This window comes from Hyphomonas sp. (assembly GCF_037969335.1).
Lineage (GTDB): Bacteria > Pseudomonadota > Alphaproteobacteria > Caulobacterales > Hyphomonadaceae > Hyphomonas.
On record NZ_JBBKXE010000020.1, the window covers coordinates 14152 to 32462 of the forward strand.

At 63.3% G+C, this 18311-nt stretch carries 13 protein-coding genes; 3 read left to right on the forward strand and 10 right to left on the reverse strand.

Annotated elements, in window-relative coordinates; all coding sequences use genetic code 11:
• Nucleotides 1-51: 51 nt before the first annotated feature.
• Nucleotides 52-2100, forward strand: coding sequence for a TonB-dependent receptor (locus tag AADA04_RS01255; RefSeq protein ID WP_340691412.1), 2049 nt, complete (start codon nt 52-54; stop codon nt 2098-2100).
• 6 nt (nt 2101-2106) lie between these two features.
• Here AADA04_RS01255 and murB read toward each other — a convergent pair whose 3' ends face one another.
• From murB to AADA04_RS01305, 10 genes are all read right to left on the reverse strand, one after another.
• Nucleotides 2107-3060, reverse strand: coding sequence for a UDP-N-acetylmuramate dehydrogenase (murB, locus tag AADA04_RS01260; RefSeq protein ID WP_340691413.1), 954 nt, complete (start codon nt 3058-3060; stop codon nt 2107-2109).
• Between the two features lie 55 nt (nt 3061-3115).
• Nucleotides 3116-4648: a hypothetical protein gene (locus tag AADA04_RS01265; protein WP_340691414.1), complete on the reverse strand. Its 1533-nt coding sequence runs from the start codon at nt 4646-4648 to the stop codon at nt 3116-3118.
• Between the two features lie 45 nt (nt 4649-4693).
• Nucleotides 4694-5833: an OmpA family protein gene (locus tag AADA04_RS01270; RefSeq protein ID WP_340691415.1), complete on the reverse strand. Its 1140-nt coding sequence runs from the start codon at nt 5831-5833 to the stop codon at nt 4694-4696.
• A gap of 94 nt (nt 5834-5927) precedes the next feature.
• Nucleotides 5928-6521: an exopolysaccharide biosynthesis protein gene (locus AADA04_RS01275; RefSeq protein WP_340691416.1), complete on the reverse strand. Its 594-nt coding sequence runs from the start codon at nt 6519-6521 to the stop codon at nt 5928-5930.
• A gap of 65 nt (nt 6522-6586) precedes the next feature.
• Nucleotides 6587-8119: a 2-isopropylmalate synthase gene (locus AADA04_RS01280; protein WP_340691417.1), complete on the reverse strand. Its 1533-nt coding sequence runs from the start codon at nt 8117-8119 to the stop codon at nt 6587-6589.
• Nucleotides 8120-8256: 137 nt separating this feature from the next.
• A complete protein-coding gene (locus AADA04_RS01285; RefSeq protein WP_340691418.1) occupies nt 8257-9000 on the reverse strand; it encodes a TVP38/TMEM64 family protein in 744 nt (247 codons plus the stop codon).
• 59 nt (nt 9001-9059) lie between these two features.
• A complete protein-coding gene (locus AADA04_RS01290; RefSeq protein ID WP_340691419.1) occupies nt 9060-10268 on the reverse strand; it encodes an NAD(P)/FAD-dependent oxidoreductase in 1209 nt (402 codons plus the stop codon).
• A gap of 162 nt (nt 10269-10430) precedes the next feature.
• Nucleotides 10431-11006, reverse strand: coding sequence for a type 1 glutamine amidotransferase domain-containing protein (locus tag AADA04_RS01295; RefSeq protein WP_340691420.1), 576 nt, complete (start codon nt 11004-11006; stop codon nt 10431-10433).
• Nucleotides 11007-11178: 172 nt separating this feature from the next.
• The gene (locus tag AADA04_RS01300) at nt 11179-11952 is read right to left on the reverse strand and encodes an SDR family oxidoreductase (protein WP_340691421.1); all 774 of its coding nucleotides are present in this window, start codon (nt 11950-11952) and stop codon (nt 11179-11181) included.
• A gap of 5 nt (nt 11953-11957) precedes the next feature.
• A complete protein-coding gene (locus tag AADA04_RS01305) occupies nt 11958-12365 on the reverse strand; it encodes a YbaN family protein (protein WP_340691422.1) in 408 nt (135 codons plus the stop codon).
• A gap of 169 nt (nt 12366-12534) precedes the next feature.
• On the opposite strand from AADA04_RS01305, the gene AADA04_RS01310 reads away from it, so the two are divergent.
• Nucleotides 12535-17508, forward strand: coding sequence for an alpha-2-macroglobulin (locus AADA04_RS01310; protein ID WP_340691423.1), 4974 nt, complete (start codon nt 12535-12537; stop codon nt 17506-17508).
• A 4-nt stretch (nt 17509-17512) separates the two neighbouring features.
• Nucleotides 17513-18311 (forward strand): transglycosylase domain-containing protein (locus tag AADA04_RS01315; protein WP_340691424.1); only part of this gene is annotated, 799 nt, incomplete at its 3' end.

Sequence of the window (18311 nt, forward strand, 5' to 3'; positions counted from 1 at the left end):
GAGGTCTCCGTTACTTTCCAAAAAAAAAGAATACCGGGAGGAAGCGTTCATATGAAAAATCGTACCCCCGTGTGCGCGAGTCTGCTTCTTGCGCTTTCGGCCCAAAATGCCTTCGGCGCCGATCTGGCGATCGCCACCAGCACATCGGACAAGACCGAGTACAAGGCCGAGGACTTCGCACAGTTCGCCCCGCGCACGGCCCTTGATATTGTCAGGCGCATTCCCGGCTTTTCCATCGATAGCGGATCGCGCGGCTTCGGCCAGGCCAGCGGCAATGTCCTGATCAACGGGCAGCGGGTTTCGGGCAAATCAAATGACGCTGAATCCGTGCTGGGTCGAATCTCCACGGTGAATGTGAACAAGATAGAAGTGCTCGACGGTACGGCGCTCGGTATTCCGGGCCTGTCCGGTCAGGTTGTGAATGTCACGACCAGGGATTCCGGCGGCGTTTCGGGCACGTGGCATTGGAAAGTGCGCAGCCGGGAAAACCTTCGGCCCACTTACAATGATTTCGGCGTGACCGTTTCCGGCCAGAGAGGCGCGCTCAGCTGGGCGATTGAAGCGGAGAGCGACCCTGAACGCGGCGCCAGTGCCGGGCCCGAACGCGTTACCGATGGCGCTGGAAACCTGATCGAAACGCGCAAGGAAGATTTTACCCACGATGCGGAAGCGGCATCGATTGCCGGATCGCTCGCATGGAAGCCGGCTGGCGGTTCCGTCGCTAACCTCAGCGCGAAGTTCGCGGCCTACCAACCCGACGACAAGGAAGTTTCCAAATTTTTCCAGACAGGCGGCCCGATTGGGCGCCGGCTGTTCCAGGGATCCGAAGACGAAACCAATGCCGAGATCGGCGCGGATTATGAGTTTGGTTTGGGACCGGGGCGCCTCAAGACAATTGCCCTTGTCCGCCGCGAAGACAGCCCGACGGTCGATCGTGTTCTGCGTGGGAATCTGGACGGTGCGGATGTTTCGGAATCAGTGTTCGAACAGTCGGTTGAAGAGGGAGAGTACATTCTTCGCAGTGAATACGCCTGGGTGCCGTCTGTGGGACGGAACTGGCAGGTCGCCCTCGAAGGGGCCTTCAATTACCTGGATGCCGAATCGGCATTATTCCGGTCGACTGGTGGCGCACCGCTCGTGGAACTGGTGTTGCCGAACGCCAATTCGCGCGTGGAAGAGCAACGTGGCGAATTGTCCGTCACGCATGGCCGGGTGCTCGCGCCAAACCTCAATCTGCAGGTTTTACTCGGCGTGGAAATGTCGGAACTTTCCCAGTCGGGCGATGCCGAGAACGTTCGCACGTTCACCCGCCCCAAGGGATTTACCAGCCTGTCCTGGCAAGTTGACCCGACATTCCAACTTGTCACGCGACTTGACCGGGAAGTGGGCCAGCTCGATTTCTTCGATTTCGTTTCATCGGTGAACCTCAATCAGGGCAATGGCAGCCGGGGCAATTCCGAGATCGTCCCCGAGCAAGCCTGGAAGCTGAGCGTCACTGCCGAGAAGGACTTCAAGGACTGGGGCGCTGCCACACTGACCGTGTTCGGATCGGATATCGAAGATATCGTGGACAGGATCCCGATCGGGACGGGAGACGGCCCGGGCAATATCGATTCAGCCTGGCGTGTAGGTGTGGATCTGGATGCTACGCTCAAGCTTGCGAAGCTCGGCATGTCCGGAACGGAGCTGACATTCGGCGGTGAATGGCGCGATTCCCGTGTCGAGGACCCCCTGACCGGTATCGAGCGTCCGATCAATGGCAGTAACATCTACTACCTCGATGCCGAACTGCGCCGCGACATTCCGCGGACGGACTGGGCGGTCGGGGTGTTTCTGGAATCGCACAATGGAAATCCCGAGTACGCGCTCAATGAGCGCCTCCATTCCGGCAATCAGCCCCCGTTCTCGTATGCCTATGTCGAGCACAAGGACCTGCTGGGCATGACCGGAACATTCGTGGTGGGCAATATTCTCGATCAGCATGACTGGTTGCGCCGGGACATTTACAATCCTGATCGCCTCGGCACGATCGTGCGCTCTGAATCCCGCACCCGCCATTTCGGGCCGATCTTCACGTTCGAGCTGCACGGTACTTTCTAGCGCGCGTCAGGCAGGTGGCTGGAGCCGGCCAATGCGGCGGACTTCCCATCGCAGCTGGATTCCGCTGTGATCGAAGACGCGTGCGCGGACGAGTTCGCCGAGCGCCTCAAGGTCCGCCGCCGTTGCGTCACCGGTATTGATGAGGAAATTGCAGTGCTTTTCCGAAACCTGCGCGCCACCGACTCGCAAGCCGCGGCATCCGGCGGCATCGATTACTTTCCAGGCGGAGCGTTGATCCGGTGTGCCGGGCGGGTCGGGATTGGCAAAGGTCGAGCCGGACGTCTTGTCGCGAATGGGTTGGGTCTCGGCGCGGCGGGCCTGGAGGGTTTCTATATCAGCAAGGATGTCGGCGGGCGTATCGGTTCCGCTGCCTTGCAGGACAAGGCGCGTGACGATGAAATCGTCCAGCAGGTCCGTATGGCGATAGGAGAAATGCGCTTCGGGCAGGTCTCCGGGCAATCCTTCGCCCTTGAATGCCGCGCGCGCGCCTGACCGGGTCACGCCCTCAAGCCTGACCAACACGTCCTTCAGCTCCGACCCATAGCACCCGGCATTGGTGCGCGTTGCGCCGCCGACAGAGCCGGGAATGCCGGACAGGAATTCGAGGCCCCGTATACCGGCGCTTGCAGCGGCCTTGGCGACAGAGAGGTCGAGCGCGCCCGCGCGCGCGGTAACGGTGCCATCGTCCAGCGCGTCGATCTCGCCCCAATATTTTCCCATCAGCCTGACCACGACGCCCGCAATCCCGCCATCGCGTACGATCAGGTTCGAGCCGACGCCCAGCACGGTCACCGGAACGGCCGGATCAAGCGCCCGGAGAAAGTCTGAGAGATCATCGTCGTCGGCGGGCAGGAACAGCCAGTCTGCGGGTCCGCCCACCCGAAACCAGGTGTACGGCGCAAGGCTCGCATCCTGCAGGAGCTTGCCCCGAACGGGGGGGAGGGAAAGGTCAGGTTTCACGCCGCTGGGGTTGCCGTACTTGCGATCCGTGTCAAGCGGCGTACAGCGAAAGCGCTTATGAGCCCGGTCGCCGCGCGGCGTCTGGCAGGGCGGCGAGCGACTGGGCCTGGTCAACCCATTTGTCGCGTTGGATGCGGCCCTTGAAATGCATCAGCTTGTCATCGACCCAATCGACATCCTGCGGGCTCCATTCGGCGACTTGCCAGAAATAGAACACGCCGATCTCGTGCAGCAATTCGCAAAGCATCGGCCCGACGCCGTTGATCCGTTCAAGCTCGTCAGGCTCGCCGAACGCCGCTTCGACGAGCAGGTTTGCCTCGTCATCTTCGCGGCGCGCGGTGTTGATGGGGTCGACATCGCGGGGAGGTGGAGGGGCTGCCGCGGCAGCGGGTGGCGGTGCCGGTGCGGCGCGGCGTTCCAGAACAGGCGTGCGTGCAACGGTCGTTGTCCTTGTTACCGGCGCGCGTTCCGCACGGGCCGTGCCGGCGTCTGGCCGGGCCCGCAGCGTGTGGTGGATCGCGGCGAGGCCGTACTCGATGGCGTTGAGGCGGTTCTCCATCGCCTCAAGGTCGAGACGTCCTTCAATGGACTGCACGGCGGTCAGAACCGGCGACATGTCGACGGGCGTCTGTGTCAGGAAAGCCTCCTGCAGGCTCGCGATGCGTCGCTCGACGGGCGCAAGATCAGGAGCGGCCGGAAGGCTGGTGCGCAAGGCCGCCAGCGATTCTTCGAGCGCGGCGAGCCGGTCATAAAGCGGTGTCATGTTCGGTTCGGGGACGGTGAAGCTTGCAATGGCGTGTTCAACGCTGACCAGTCGCTGATAGATCGAGCCGAGATCCGGCATTTCGATGCCCGAAATGCCCGAGGCGACACCGGTAATTTCGGATGACAGCTTGTCGAAGTCACGCTTTTGCGCGGCTTCAAGGCGGTCGCCGAGAAGCGCAATGCGGCTCTCGAATTCTGACAGGCGCGCCTGGACCGGGCCGAGATCGGTCTGGGGCCTGTCGAGGCCGGCAATGGTGAGGTCGAGTCGGGCGAGACCGCTATGCAGGGGGCCGAGATCGACGTCAGGCACCTTGATGGCGGCGAGCGATTCTTCGATCTTCCCGAACCGGCCCTCCAGTGGCGACAGGTCTGTATTGTTGAGTCCGGTTACCGTTCCGGCCACTGCCGACAAGCTGCTGTCCAGGTCCGACAGGCGTCCATCGAGTCGGGACAGGCGTTCGTCGAGGCCTGAAAGGCTGGTTTCCACCGCGTCGAGCTTGCCCTGCACCGGGCTGAGATCGGTTTCCGGCACGGTGAAGCTGGAGATGGCGCTCTCGACTGAGGACAGGCGCTGGGTCACCGGCTCCATATCCGGCATGCGGAGTGATCGCACAGCCGATGAGATCAGCGCCATGCCGGCCTCATAATCTTCCCGGGCGGCAGGTTCTGGCCGCGCGCTGAGCGCTTCCATCTTCTCCGAAATCCGCTCATACGACTCGGTCACGTCTTCCTGCCGGTTTTTCAGCCACCAATAGGCCAGCACGGCGCCAAGCACGGCGGCCAGCAGCAGAAGGGGGAAGATCTGAGTAAGAAGAAACCACATGATATAAACTCGCTAGGTCAAAAGAGCCCGAATGCCCTGTCGGGGTCAATCGGATGCACGGACGACGCGAATTTCGATCCGCCGATTGTGCGCTCGCCCCTCCGCTGTATTATTGTCGTCAATCGGCTTTCGGGCGCCAAAACCTTCGGCCAGCAAGCGCTCTGCCGGAACGCCGCGCGCAATCAAGGCGTCGCGTACAGCTTCGGCACGGGCGTCACCCAGCAATTCATTGGCATTCGCGCTGCCCATACTGTCGGTATGGCCTTCGATCCGCAGCGTGCCGGGGCAGGTCGACGCGGCATCCGCAACCGACTGGAGCAGGGTCGAGCTGCTGGGGTCGATGGCTGCGCTCGACGGGGCGAACTGTATGTGGGTCGTGCCGAGGAGGTCGGCGAGCGATGTTTCGCACGTGGCGACCGCTTCATTGGGCAGGATATCAATGTTGCCCAACCGCCCGACGGGCTGGGCGCTGGCAATCACTTCCTGCAACGCAGCGACACCCGATTGTGGCAATTCGCAGCGCAGCGAGAATTCTTCGTTCAGGAATGTCGCGACGCCGCGGTCGCAGCTGCCGACCGCCCGGATACCTTTGAGCGCCACGTCGGCATAGGCCGGGTCGTTTGCAACATGGGTCACTGTCAGGAAATCGGCGACACTGGCGATGCGGGGCGGATCGATGACGCCTTCGGCTGCAGCCACGAGCGAAGCGCGTGTCGTCTCATTGGGGACATTGCCATTCAGATTGAGCACACCGTCGGCCAGACGGAACGTCCATTCCGGCTTGCGCGTTATGGTGGCGGTAATCACGGGCGCCCCGAACCTCTCGAGCACGCGGGTGACAGGCGCCGCCGCGCCCAGCCAGGTCGGTGTCTGCGACGCGCGCATCAGTGAGATGATCTGCTCACCCTCCATGCGGGTTGGCGGCTGGCCTTCCAGCCAGACCCATTGGCCGGATACGACTGGCCGCGCCCAGTCAGCGCCATTGGCTGCCAGCGTCTGTTCGGCAGATCGGATGGTGGTTTGTTCGATGATGTGTTTCGCAAAAGGGCCCATGCCGATCCAGAACAGGACCAGCAAGCCGAATAACGGAACGAAGCCAAAAGGCATGAAAGGCAAATGGCGCTCTGACCGGCGACGGACGCGGGTCGTCACAGTGCTTTCTTCCAAATAGCTGAGATTGGTCATCATCCGCGGTCCCGGCGCATTCTGCGCCTAGGCATGTAACAGGCGGGGTCGAAGCGGCGCAAGCCAACTGTCCTGATACGGGAATCTGCGTCGGTCACCCGAATGGCAGGGCGGTCCACACGCGTAACAGCAGCCAGACAGCGCCAGCCAGCCCGGCGCCCGCCGCGACCAGGACGAAACCGTCCCGCGCTGTCAGGCCCAGGCCGAACAGGAGTACGGTCAGTCCCGGCAAGACGGGGCCGAACGGAATAAGGCCCAGCGGGAAAGTCACCAGGGCAGCCGCGACGCAGACCAGCGCTGCCAGCGCGACAAATGGTGGGCCGGACAGGAAGGCGAGCCGCGGCTTCAGGACCCGGTCGACCGGCCTGACGTATTTTCCGGCCTGCTCTACCCCGGCCACCAGGGCTGCGCGCGGAAACGATATGTCCAGCACGCGCCGGGGTACCCAGGGAAACTTCCGGCCAATCACGATCTGGCCGGCGATCAGCAATGTGATCAGCGCGACGAGCCAGCTGGTGCCGGGAATGATCGTCAGCGGCGTGACCGCGATGAAGCCAAGCAGGAGGAGGATGGGGCCATAGGAACGGCGCCCGACAGCATTCAGCAAGTCGCGCACCGTGACGTCATCGCCTGACGTGCAGTCCGTCAGGCTCACCAGAAGCGATTCGAGGTTGTTTACCGTGGCCATGCCCGCTTCCTAACGCGATCCAGAGTGTCTGCACACCTGAATCGCGTGAGGTGCAGTTAGGTTCCCTAGGCTGCCTTGCGCTTGGCCTTGCGGGCCTCGAGCTTGTTCACCGCGTGGAGGTAGGCCTTGGCGCTGGCGACCAGCGTATCGGGGTCCGACGAGCGCCCTGTCGCCATGATGCCTTCACCATTCAGGCGAACAGAAACCGTCGCCTGAGCGTCGGTGCCGCCGGTCACGGCGTGGACCTGGTAAAGATCCAGCTTTGCATCATGCGGCACGATCTGGCGGATGGCATTGAAGACTGCATCCACCGGGCCATTGCCGCGGGCGATGGCATATTTTTCGTCACCTTCGATCGTCAGGTCGATCTCGGCAGTTTGCGGGCCGTCGGTGCCACAGACGACGCGCAGGCGTTTGAACACAATGCGCTCGCCTTCAGCCGCCAGCTGGTCGTCGACCAGCACGGCGATGTCGTCGTCAAAGACATGCTTTTTCTTGTCGGCCAGGGTCTTGAAGCGCTTGAAGGCATCGTTCAGCGCATCGCCTTCGAGGAAATAGCCCATGCTCTCCAGCTTGTCGCGGAAGGCGTGACGCCCCGAATGCTTGCCCATGACCAGTGAGGTTTTCGCGACGCCGACGTCTTCCGGCTTCATGATCTCGTAGGTCTCGGCATTTTTCAGCATGCCATCCTGGTGGATGCCGCTTTCGTGCGCAAAGGCGTTCTTGCCGACGATGGCCTTGTTGTATTGCACCGGGAAACCCGTGATGCGGCTGACCATGGCCGAGGCGCGCGACAGGTAGGCCGGATTGACCGTGGTCGAGAAGGGCAGTGTGTCCTCGCGCACCTTCATCGCCATGACGACTTCTTCGAGTGCGGCATTGCCGGCCCGTTCGCCGAGCCCGTTGATGGCGCATTCAATTTGACGGGCACCATTGGCGACGGCCGAGATCGAGTTGGCGACGGCGAGGCCGAGGTCATTGTGGCAATGCGCCGACCAGATCACCTTGTCGGAGTTCGCGACATTCTCGATCAGGCGGCGGAACAGCGCGCCATATTCATCCGGGTGGGAATAGCCGACCGTGTCGGGCACGTTGATCGTGGTGGCGCCTGACGCAATCGCGAGATCGATGCACTTGCACAGGAAGTCGAACTCGGTGCGGGTCGCATCCTCGGCGCTCCATTCGACATCGTCGGTATGGTTGCGCGCCTGGGCGACCGAACGGCCGACGGCTTCGAGCACTGCATTCGCGCCCATTTTCAGCTTGTGCTTCATGTGCACAGGGCTGGTCGAGATGAATGTATGGATGCGCGGTCGCGCCGCCTGCTTCACGGCTTCGGCGCAGCGTTCGATGTCCGACGGGGTGGAGCGGGCGAGGCCGCAGATGATGGCGCTTTTCGACTGGGCGGCGATGGCGCTGACAGCGGCGAAGTCACCATCGGAGGCGGCTGGGAAACCGGCCTCGATCACGTCGACGCCCATGTCTTCCATCAGGCTCGCGAGTTCGAGCTTTTCCGTATGGGTCATGGACGCGCCGGGCGATTGCTCGCCGTCACGCCAGGTTGTGTCAAAGATGCGGATATGAGGATTGGAAGTCATGATTTGCGGCTCTGCTTAATGTGTGAGGGAGGCGTGAAGCATTCCCCTGGCCGCGCAACTGCCGGTTCTAGGCAGTCGGCTCCGGCCAGGGGCCGGTAAGCAGGAGGCTAAGAGGCAAATTCTTCCACATGGAGCTTTTATTCATCTCGTTTCGTCCCCGTGTCAACCGGCGGGTCGCTGATCAGGGGAACAGATTGCCCTTTGGGCGCCATACGCGTCCGGGCATAAAGCGCGATCGCGGCATAGATGGCGGCGGCGGTGATGGCGGCTAGAATGGCGATACCGGGATTGCCCTTGAGGGCCGCAAACAGGCTCTGGCCGGCAAAGGCAATCAGCGCGAGCTTGGGCAGGACGCCAATCGCCATGCCGAGGGCAAAGTCGCGATATTTCGCGGTGCTGACGCCGAATGCCATGTTGACCATGATGAACGGTCCGGTCGGCACATTGCGCACAAGCGCGCTGGTCGCGAAGGCGTTGCGGCCCACAAAGGCGGCGAGCCTGTTGGCGGTTGCGCCCGCATAGCGCCGGAATGCCTGCTCGCCGGCCATGCGTCCGACCCAGAATGTGAGCGAGCCCGAAACCATGTTGGCGATCCACGCGTAGGTAAAGCCTAGCCAGGGACCGAACAGGGCGACGGCTGCAGCAATCAGGGCGAATTGCGGGACGCCGAGAAAAGCGGCGACGCAGAAGACGAGGATCAGGGCGGGCAGGCCCCAGGGGCTGCCGGCAACGGTTTCCATCCAGCTGTTGAGCGTGTCTGCCCGGGGGAGAAGGCCGAGCTTTCCCATGATGAATATGACAAGCACAGCGCCTAGCAGGCCGGCGCCGAGGATCAGCGTTCGGCGGGCTGGCTGGCTGGCGGTCTTGTCGGTCTGACTCATGATCGCATCGCATGCGGCCAGTGCCGCCTTGCGTCAAGCGGTCTGTTGCAACGCGTGTGTTACACAGCTGCTCCGGCTGCAGCAGCGGCGGCGCTCGCCCAGGCCCACTGGAAATTATAGCCGCCAAGCCAGCCCGTCACATCGACGCATTCGCCAATGAAATAGAGTCCTGCAACGTTGCGGCTCTCCATGGTTTTGGACGACAGGCCCGACGTGTCTATCCCACCCGCCGTGACTTCTGCCGTGCGCCAGCCCTCGGTGCCAGCCGGGCGCACGACCCATGCCGAGAGGGTGGCGGCGAGGGCGTCGAGCGTGGTGTGGGACGTGTCCGCGAGGCGGGTGGCAGGGGGGTGGTTCGTCCGTTTGAGGACCAGTTCTGCGAGCCGTTTGGCGAAGAGGCCTTCGAGCGCGGCCCCGAGCGTCTGAATCGGTCGGTCTCGCTTGGCGGTTTTCAATGTCTCGCCGATGTCGGTGTCCGGCAGCAGCTTCAGTGTCACGGGCTGGCCCGGGGACCAGTACGACGAGATTTGCAGGATTGCGGGGCCGGATAGCCCGCGATGGGTGAACAGCAGGGCTTCATCGAAGGCGGCGCTGTCCGTGCTGGCGCGCACGTCGCAGGCGACGCCCGAGATCGAGGCGAAGTCCTCATGGTCGGCGCCGGTGAAGACGAAGGGCACGAGTGCGGCGCGGGTGGGAATGATGTCATGGCCGAACTGGCGGGCAATGTCATAGGCAAGGCCGGTCGCACCCATCTTGGGGATGGAGAGGCCGCCGGTGGCGACGACGAGTTTCGGCGCGGTGAATGCGCCGGCGGAGGTTTCCACCGTGAACAAGCCATCGGCATGGGCAACGGACTTTATCTCTGTGCCGAGGCGCAGCTCACCGCCGACGGCTTCGAGCTCGCCCAGCAGCATCTGGATGATCGCGCCGGATTTCTGGTCGCAGAAGAGCTGGCCGAGCGTCTTCTCATGCCAGGTAATGCCGTGGCGCGTCAGCAGCGCGAGGAAGTCGTCCGGCGTGTAGCGGGCGAGGGCGGATTTGGCGAAATGCGGGTTTTCCGAAATGAACCGGTCGGGCGCGGTATGGATATTGGTGAAATTGCATCGCCCACCCCCGGAAATGCGCACTTTCTCGGCAGGTTTTGCCGCGTGATCGACGACGAGCACTTTGACACCCGTCTGTCCCATCCGGCTTGTGCAGAACAGTCCTGCCGCGCCCGCGCCGAGCACGATGGCGTCATGATGGGAGGAAGGGCGCGCGTCAGGCATGGCAGGCCTATGCAGCAGGCGGCCCCCGGGGCGCAAGCGTGATCCGCTGCAAGGGGACGGGGCGATGGCCCCTGCATAGGCAGGACAGAAAAAAGCGCCCTCCAGACGGAGAGCGCCTTTCACCGCCTGCGTTTCGCTCCCATCGGAGCGTCGCTGCCCGTATTATGCGGTCACGGACTGGCGCTGTTCGGCATGTTTGCCTTCGCAGATTTCCTCGACAATCTTGGCGTTGAAGTCGCCAAGGTCATCCGGCGAGCGCGATGTGACGAGACCGGAGTCCACGACAACGGACTGGTCGAGCACGCGGGCGCCTGCATTCTTGAGGTCCTGCTGGATAGAAGGGTAGCCGGTCACTTCACGGCCATTGACGAGATTGGCCGAGATCAGCACTTGCGGACCGTGGCAGATCGAGAAAACGGGCTTCTTCTGCGCGAAGAAGGCAGACGCGAAATCCTTGGCCTTCTGGTTGGTGCGCAGGGCGTCCGGGCTGAACAGGCCACCGGGAATGAGCAGGGCGTCAAAATCTTCCGCCTTCGCATCGTCCAGTGTCATGTCGACCTTGAACGTGTCGCCGTGTTCGCGGTGCTTGTTGGCCTGAATCGTGCCGTGATTGATCGAAACGATCCTGGTTTCGCCGCCAGCGTTTTCGATGGCTTCCTTCGGCGAGGTCAGTTCGACCTGTTCGAAGCCGTCAGTGGCGAGGATGGCGAGTTTTCGTCCTTGAGCGCGTTGAGTCATGATTATGTCTCCTTGCTTAGTGTTCTGGCGCGTCGGCAGGCCGCTCAGGCCCGCGCCGCTTCAGGAATAGTCCTGTGCCTAAACAATGCATGGAACCTGTAATCGTTGCAGGCAAATGCAGTTGCGCCCGGCATCTGGGATACCGGGCGCACGTGAGTGTGAGGGAGTAGGCCTATTTTGTCTGGCCGCCATCGACCGGCAGGACGGCGCCGGTGACGAAGCTGGCCAGCGGGCTGAGCAGGTAGGCGGCTGCCGAGCCGATTTCGTCAGGCCGACCGAAACGGTTCAGCGGCACTTCACGCCGGATCCATTTCTTCCACGCGGCGCCGCGCTCGCCTTCGGACCGGGTTTCCCAGTCGCCGCCCGGGAAGATGATATTGCCCGGCGCGATGGCATTGACGCGCACGCCCGATGGTCCGCCAACACGCGCGAGTTCCTTGGCGAGGTGGTTCATCGCGGCCTTGGATGTACCATAGGTCAATGGCGTACCCAGCGCGCCGAGCCCGGCGATCGACGTGATCAACAGGACCGAGCCTTCGCCGCGCGGCGTCATCTTGCGCATGGACGAGCGGGCGAGCTTGAAAGCAGAATCGAGATTCTGGCTGATGCCGCCATCCCAGGTCTCGTCGTCCACTTCAAAGCCGGGCGGGCAGGGGTGCAGGCCGACATTGGCGACGGCGCCCCAAAGCGGGCCGAAGTCTGTTTCGATGGCCTCGATCATGGAGTCGATGGTCTCGCTGTCGCGCAGATCTCCGGCGCGGGCCCACACCTTGTCTTCGCCATAGAGGCCCGCCAGGCGCGCCCGCTGTTCTTCCAGCGCTTCGGCACCACGCGCTGCGATGGCAACTTTTGCGCCTTCGGCCATGCAGGCCTCGACAATGCCAAGACCGATACCGCGGCTGGCGCCGGCGACGAAGATCACCTTGTCCTTCAGATTGAGATCCATGCCGTTTATTCTCCCTGTTGTTTTGTGCTGGTTGTCTTAGGTGTTTCAGCCTCTGAGGCAAAGGGCGGCTTCCGGCTGATCACAAAGGCGGCACCGAGCGCCAGGAACCCGAGGCTGCCAGCCATGGCCCAAGGCCTGTTCCAGAAGAGATAGATCGTCGCGGCGGCGGCCAGGGCCATGCCGGCCAGCGCGGCGGACTTGCTGCGCATGCTCATGCGGCCGGTCTCGACATAGGTGCGGATGGGCACGCCGAGGCCGGGCCGGGCATAGATCCAGTCGGCCCATCGCGGGTTGGACTTGGCGAAGGCGAGCGCGGCAACAATCCAGAAGATCGTCGTCGGCCAGATGGGCAAGATGATGCCGATCGCGCCCAGCGCGAATGCAATCATGCCAAGGATGCGCCAGGCCCACATGCGTGCCTACATCGGATGCCGCGCGTGGACTGGCAAGGCTGGTTTCCGCGATGTCACTGCGTTCGCGCCATGACGAAAACGCAATATTCCTTTGAATTGACCCAATCGCGCCCTGTTGGTGCCGTGGCCAACCGGTGTATGGATATCAACAGAAATAGAGGAGAGGTTCATGTCGCAGTTCATCACGGGCACGCGGGGCAAGTATCGGATCGTCATCGCGGCCATCCTTTTCGGGCTCGTCGCAGCGTGTGGCGGTGGCGACAAGAACAAGACGCCTGATGAGGTCGGAGCCGCTGGCGAAGTCGTCCAGCGCGCCCCCAAGGATCAGGTCGCGGCCCGCCAGCGCGAACAGCGCCGCCAGAAGGCGCGTGACGCGCAGGAGCAGGAATTCTCCTATTTCCGCTATCGCATCGACATGAGCGGCGAACAGCCATTGGCCTGTCTCGTCTTCTCGGCTGCGCTCGACCCGAAGACCGACTATTCGCCCTATGTCGATTTTCGCCCGGCCTTCCGTCCGGCGCTGAGCGTCGAGGGCCGCGAGCTGTGCATTGGCGGCCTGACCTTCGGCACCAGCCGCACGGCAACGATCCTGTCCGGCCTGCCAGCCGCTGACGGGCGCACGCTGAAGCACGAAGAAACCGTGCCGATCGATTTTGCCGACCGCCCGCCTTATGTCGGATTCAAGGGCGCAGGCGTGATCCTGCCGCGCGAGGATGCTGACGGCCTGCCAATCGAAACCGTCAACGTGGACAAGGTGAATATCAGCGTATCGCGGGTGAATGACCGTGCGCTGGCCTTTAAGAGCATCACCGCCGGTGAAACCTCGGCGCAGGGCCGTTACTCCTATTCATGGGGCAATGATAATCCGAGCGATGTCGAGGACGTCATCTGGTCGGGCACGATGGAGATTGCCGCCGAACAGAATGCGCCGATCGTGTCGATCTTCCCCCTGCAGGACGTGATCGCGACAATGGAACCGGGCGCCTATTATGTGCGCATCACGGACGCGGCGAAACTGAGCGCGCAGGACGGCCCGCCAGCGTCATCGAGCCGCTGGATCATGCTGACCGACCTGGCGATCACGGCCTATGAAGGCGAGAACGGGCTCGATATCACGCTGCGGTCGCTGCAGGACGGCAAGCCCGTGCAGGATACGACAGTCCAGCTCGTGGCCATGAGCAATGAAATCCTCGCTGAGACGCGGACCAATGAGCAGGGGCGGGTCGCGTTCGACAAGCCCCTCACAAATGGTGCCGGCAATATGGCGCCGAAAATGGTGCTGGCCTTCAGTGCGAAGGGTGAACTCGCTGCGCTGGACCTGACGCGCGCGCCGGTTGACCTGTCCGAGCATGCTGTCGGCGGCCGGCGGACGCCGGGGATTGTCGATGCTTATGTCTATACGGATCGGGGCATCTATCGTCCTGGCGAGTCGGTGAAGATTTCGGCGCTGTTGCGTGACCGCGCCGGGCGCCAGGTGGATGACCGCACGGGCAATCTCGTGATCTATCGTCCGAATGGCCTGGTGGCGAACAAGATCCGCTTCGACGATCCGGATTCTGGCGCAGTATTGAACAGTTTCGAGCTGCCCAAGGGGGCCTCGCGCGGCCAGTGGCGCGCCACCATTGAAATAGACGGCTTGCCGGAGACATCCGGGACCGCGCGATTCGCCGTCGAGGATTTCGTGCCGCAGCGCATTGCCGTGGACCTGACCGCCGACGACAAGACGGCCATGAAGCTGGGCGGCACGCGGGACATCGCGGTCGCTTCGCGCTTCCTTTATGGCGCGCCGGGCGCGGGCCTGACCGTCAAGGCCGAAGCCCGGCTTGAGCCGGAGCCCAATCCGTTCCCGGCTTTTGACGGCTTTTCGTTCGGTCGCCATGACGCGACATTCGAGGAACGTATCATCGAGCTGCCTGACCAGACGACCGACGGGGCAGGGGCGGCCATTGTCCGTCTCGCGCCGGGCAATGCGGGCAGCAATGCCGGGCGTCCCTTGCGCATCAATGCCGTGATCAGCGTGCTGGAGCCCGGCGGACGGGCCGTGACGGATAGCGTGCGCGTGCCCTACCGGCCCGAGAATCTTTATGTCGGCCTCAAGCCCGGCTTCGACGAATCCGTGGAAGAGGGCGGGGATTCGGTGTTCCAGGTGGTTGCGGTGAATGCCGACGGCGCTGCCGTGGCGCAGCGCCTCGCCTGGAAGATGCTGGCCATCGACTATCATTATGACTGGTACCGGGATGGCGAGGAATGGCGCTGGCGCCGGTCGCGCACCGTCACCAAGGTGAATGAGGGCGTTGTGTCCACCACGACCGGCGGGACTGCCGAAATCAAGGTGAGCGGTCTCGAATGGGGCAGCCATGAACTCGTGGTCGAAGCCGAAGGCGTCAATGTCGGCGCCGCCGCCAGTGATGATTTCTATGTCGGCTGGGGTGGCCGCGTGTCCGACGATGGTGTCGAGGCACCCGACCGCGTTCGCGTGATGGGCCCTGAAAAGTCGCCGACCCCTGGCCAGACGGCCGAAATCACGATTGTCCCGCCCTATGACGGGCAGGCGCAGATCGTCGTCGCAACCGACCGGGTGCTCTCGGTCCAGAACCTCAATGTGACGGCAGGCGGCACACGCGTCAGCCTTCCCGTCACCGATGCTTGGGGCGAAGGCGCTTATGTCATGGTCAACGTCTATACGGCGCGTGACCCTGTCCTGCAGGCCAAGCCTCGCCGCGCCGTTGGCGTCGTGCATGTGCCGGTCAACATGGAGTCGCGTACGTTCGCCCTGACCATCGATGCGCCGAAGGTGGCGCGTCCGCGCGGCGAACAGGTGATCGAAGTTGATTTCGGGGGTGGCCCGCGTGAGCCGGTCTTCCTGACACTTGCCGCTGTCGATGAAGGCATCCTGCAACTGACCAAGTTCAAGAGCCCGGATCCGGTTGCCTATTATTACGGCCAGAAGGCACTCGGCATTGAACAATATGACGATTATGGACGCCTGCTCGATCCGAACATGGGCCTGCCGGCCGAAGTGCGGACCGGTGGTGACCAGCTCGGCGGCGAAGGCCTGACAGTTGTTCCCACCAAGTCGGTGGCGCTCTTCTCCGGCCTCGTCGAGGTCGGACGCTCAGGCAAGGCCAAGGTCCGTTTCGACCTGCCTGACTTCAATGGTGAATTGCGCCTGATGGCGGTCGCCTGGTCTAAGACCGGGCTCGGCGAGGGGGAAGCCAAGATGACGGTCCGCGATGCGGCGCCGTCCGACCTGATCCTGCCACGCTTCATGGCACCGGGTGACGAAGCCTTCCTGACGGCCAGCATCGACAATATCGAATTGCCGGCGGGTGAGTTCACGGCGGAGATTTCCGCGGCGGGACCGATCGAGGTAGCCGAGAGCCGCCTGACCCGGACCCTGCAAACCGGCAAACGCTCGGATGCGCCGGTGCGCGTCGAGGCCAAGAATGAGGGCATCTCGCAGGTGCGCATGGCCGTGACCGGCCCGAACAATTTCGGGGTCCAGCACATATACGATATCCAGACGCGCTCGCCCTATCTGCCGGAAACCCGCTCGACGAGCATGCTGATGCAGCCGGGCCAGCAATATTCGATCGATCCGAAACTGCTGGTCGGCTACGTGCCCGGCTCGGTGGACGTGACCGTGGGCTATTCCAGCATCCCGGTCGATCCGGCGACGCTGTATGCCTCGCTTGATCGTTATCCCTATGGCTGTACCGAACAGACGGTCAGCCGGGCGATGCCGCTGCTTTATTCCGAACAGCTGGTGGCGATGGGCGCCCGCGGCTCGCGCGACAATGCGCGTGACCGTGTGCAGACGGCGGTCAACACGATCCTGAACCGTCAGGGCTCGGAAGGTGCGTTCGGCCTGTGGCGCGAAGGGGATGGCTATGCTTCGCCATGGCTTGGCGCCTATTCGACCGACTTCATCTATCGGGCCAAGGCGGCGGGCTATTCGGTTCCCGACGAGGCACTCGACCGGGCCTATGGCGCCCTGCGGGCGGTTTCGACCGGCGACCAGTGGCGCGTCTATGGCTATGATACGGACGTCTATGAAGGCCAGTATTCGAACGATACGGCCGAGCAGATGATGTTCCGTTCGTCGGCCTATGCCCTCTATGTGCTGGCCAAGGCTGGCGAGGCGGACATTTCCCGCCTGCGCTACCTGCACGACCGCGAATTGTCGAACATCGACAGCCCGCTGGCCCGGGCGCATATCGGTGCGGGCCTTGCCTATATGGGCGACCGTGCGCGGGCGAACTCGGCCTTTGAATCAGCCGAGAAAGCCCTCGGCTACAAGAATAGCGGCGACTATTACCAGACGCCGCTGCGTGACGTGGCGGGTGTGATGGCGCTGGCCAGCGAAGCGGACATGGCGCCGCTCGTTGCCCGCCTTGCCGAGCGGCTCGGCAAGGATGTGCCGGATGCGGATGAACTGACGACACAGGAGAAGGCGTTCATCCTGCTTGCGGTCAACGACTTCAACAGGGGTGAGAATGCGTTCCGTCTGATCGTCGAAGGCCTCGGTCGTGGTAATGACAATGAGCGCCAATACCTTATCTCCGAGGCGCAGGTCGCGTCGGGCGTGAATTTCAAACTCGAAGGCAAGGCGCCGATGTTCCGCACGGTGCTGGTCACCGGCGCACCGGAAAAAGCCCCGCCTGCGGCCTCGTCCAAGCTGAAGACCGACAAGACGTTCTTCACGATGACGGGCGGCAAGGTGGACCTGTCCAGGGTCAACCAGGGCGACCAGCTGGTGGTGCGTGTGTCGGTGACACCGCTCGAGCGCCGCCTGAACCCGGTGATCATTGCCGATCTCCTGCCAGCCGGTTTCGAGATCGAGACGGTGCTGCGTTCGGCCGATGGCCGCCGCAAGGGCGAGTCCTCGGGTGCGTTCGCCTTTGTCGGCGAGATTGGCGACACCCAGTCGCAACAGGCGCAGGATGATCGCTTCGTCGCCGCTGTCGATGTCTATGGCGAGCCAGTGACGCTGGCCTATGTCGTGCGGGCCGTGACACCGGGATCGTTCGCGATGCCGGGCGTGGTGGCCGAGGACATGTATCGTCCAGCGGTCTATGCGCGCTCGAGCGCGGGCCGGGTGACGATTGTCGGCGCACCGGGATCGACGGCAGGAGGCAAGTAGGCTGATGGGGCCAGCCGGGCGTCTCCTTGCCGGTCTTGCCTTGCTTGTCGGCGCAGCCTTTGCGCTGGACGCGGCCCTGCCGCCGCCGCTGGAACGGGCCGGCGCCATATCGGCCATGGTCACCGACCGGGCGGGCAAGCCGCTGCGGGCGTTCCCGACCGATGATGGCCGCTGGCGCTTCCATGGCGATCTCGACAAGATCGACCCGGAATTCATCGAGGCGCTGATCCGGGTCGAGGACAAGCGGTTCCGCCAGCATAACGGCACTGACTGGCTGGGCATGGTACGGGCGGCGGTGGATTCGGCGCTGTCGGGCCGGGTCGTGTCCGGCGGCTCGACGATTACGATGCAGACCGCACGCATGCTGGAGCCGCGCGACCGCAATGTCGGCTCGAAACTGATCGAGATCGTCCGGGCGCACCAGATCGAGCGGCGCCTAACGAAAAACGAGATTCTCGCGCTCTACCTCTCGCTCACGCCCTATGGTGGCAATCTTGAAGGCGTGCGCGCCGCGAGCTGGAGCTATTTCGGCCACGAGGCTGACCGGCTGTCGGATGACGAAATTGCGCTGCTGATCGCGCTGCCGCAATCGCCGGAAGCCCGCCGCCCCGACCGGCGTCCGGAGAATGCGGCCAAGGCGCGTGACTGGGTGGCGCAGAAACTGGCGAATTACGGCGTGTTCTCCAAGGACGATGTGGCGGACGTTACCGCCTCCGGCGTGCCGGGGCGTCGCCGGGATTTCCCGGACCGGGCCTGGCATGGCACGGCCAAGGCACTGGCCAGCGGGCCGCGCGGCGATGTGC

What these genes read in the sequence shown, in the direction of transcription:
- AADA04_RS01255 (WP_340691412.1), top strand. Translation starts at nt 52, where the DNA reads ATGAAAAATCGTACCCCCGTGTGCGCGAGTCTGCTTCTTGCGCTTTCG.
- AADA04_RS01265 (WP_340691414.1), bottom strand. Translation starts at nt 4,648, where the DNA reads ATGTGGTTTCTTCTTACTCAGATCTTCCCCCTTCTGCTGCTGGCCGCC.
- AADA04_RS01270 (WP_340691415.1), bottom strand. Translation starts at nt 5,833, where the DNA reads ATGACCAATCTCAGCTATTTGGAAGAAAGCACTGTGACGACCCGCGTC.
- AADA04_RS01275 (WP_340691416.1), bottom strand. Translation starts at nt 6,521, where the DNA reads ATGGCCACGGTAAACAACCTCGAATCGCTTCTGGTGAGCCTGACGGAC.
- AADA04_RS01280 (WP_340691417.1), bottom strand. Translation starts at nt 8,119, where the DNA reads ATGACTTCCAATCCTCATATCCGCATCTTTGACACAACCTGGCGTGAC.
- AADA04_RS01285 (WP_340691418.1), bottom strand. Translation starts at nt 9,000, where the DNA reads ATGAGTCAGACCGACAAGACCGCCAGCCAGCCAGCCCGCCGAACGCTG.
- AADA04_RS01290 (WP_340691419.1), bottom strand. Translation starts at nt 10,268, where the DNA reads ATGCCTGACGCGCGCCCTTCCTCCCATCATGACGCCATCGTGCTCGGC.
- AADA04_RS01295 (WP_340691420.1), bottom strand. Translation starts at nt 11,006, where the DNA reads ATGACTCAACGCGCTCAAGGACGAAAACTCGCCATCCTCGCCACTGAC.
- AADA04_RS01300 (WP_340691421.1), bottom strand. Translation starts at nt 11,952, where the DNA reads ATGGATCTCAATCTGAAGGACAAGGTGATCTTCGTCGCCGGCGCCAGC.
- AADA04_RS01305 (WP_340691422.1), bottom strand. Translation starts at nt 12,365, where the DNA reads ATGTGGGCCTGGCGCATCCTTGGCATGATTGCATTCGCGCTGGGCGCG.
- AADA04_RS01310 (WP_340691423.1), top strand. Translation starts at nt 12,535, where the DNA reads ATGTCGCAGTTCATCACGGGCACGCGGGGCAAGTATCGGATCGTCATC.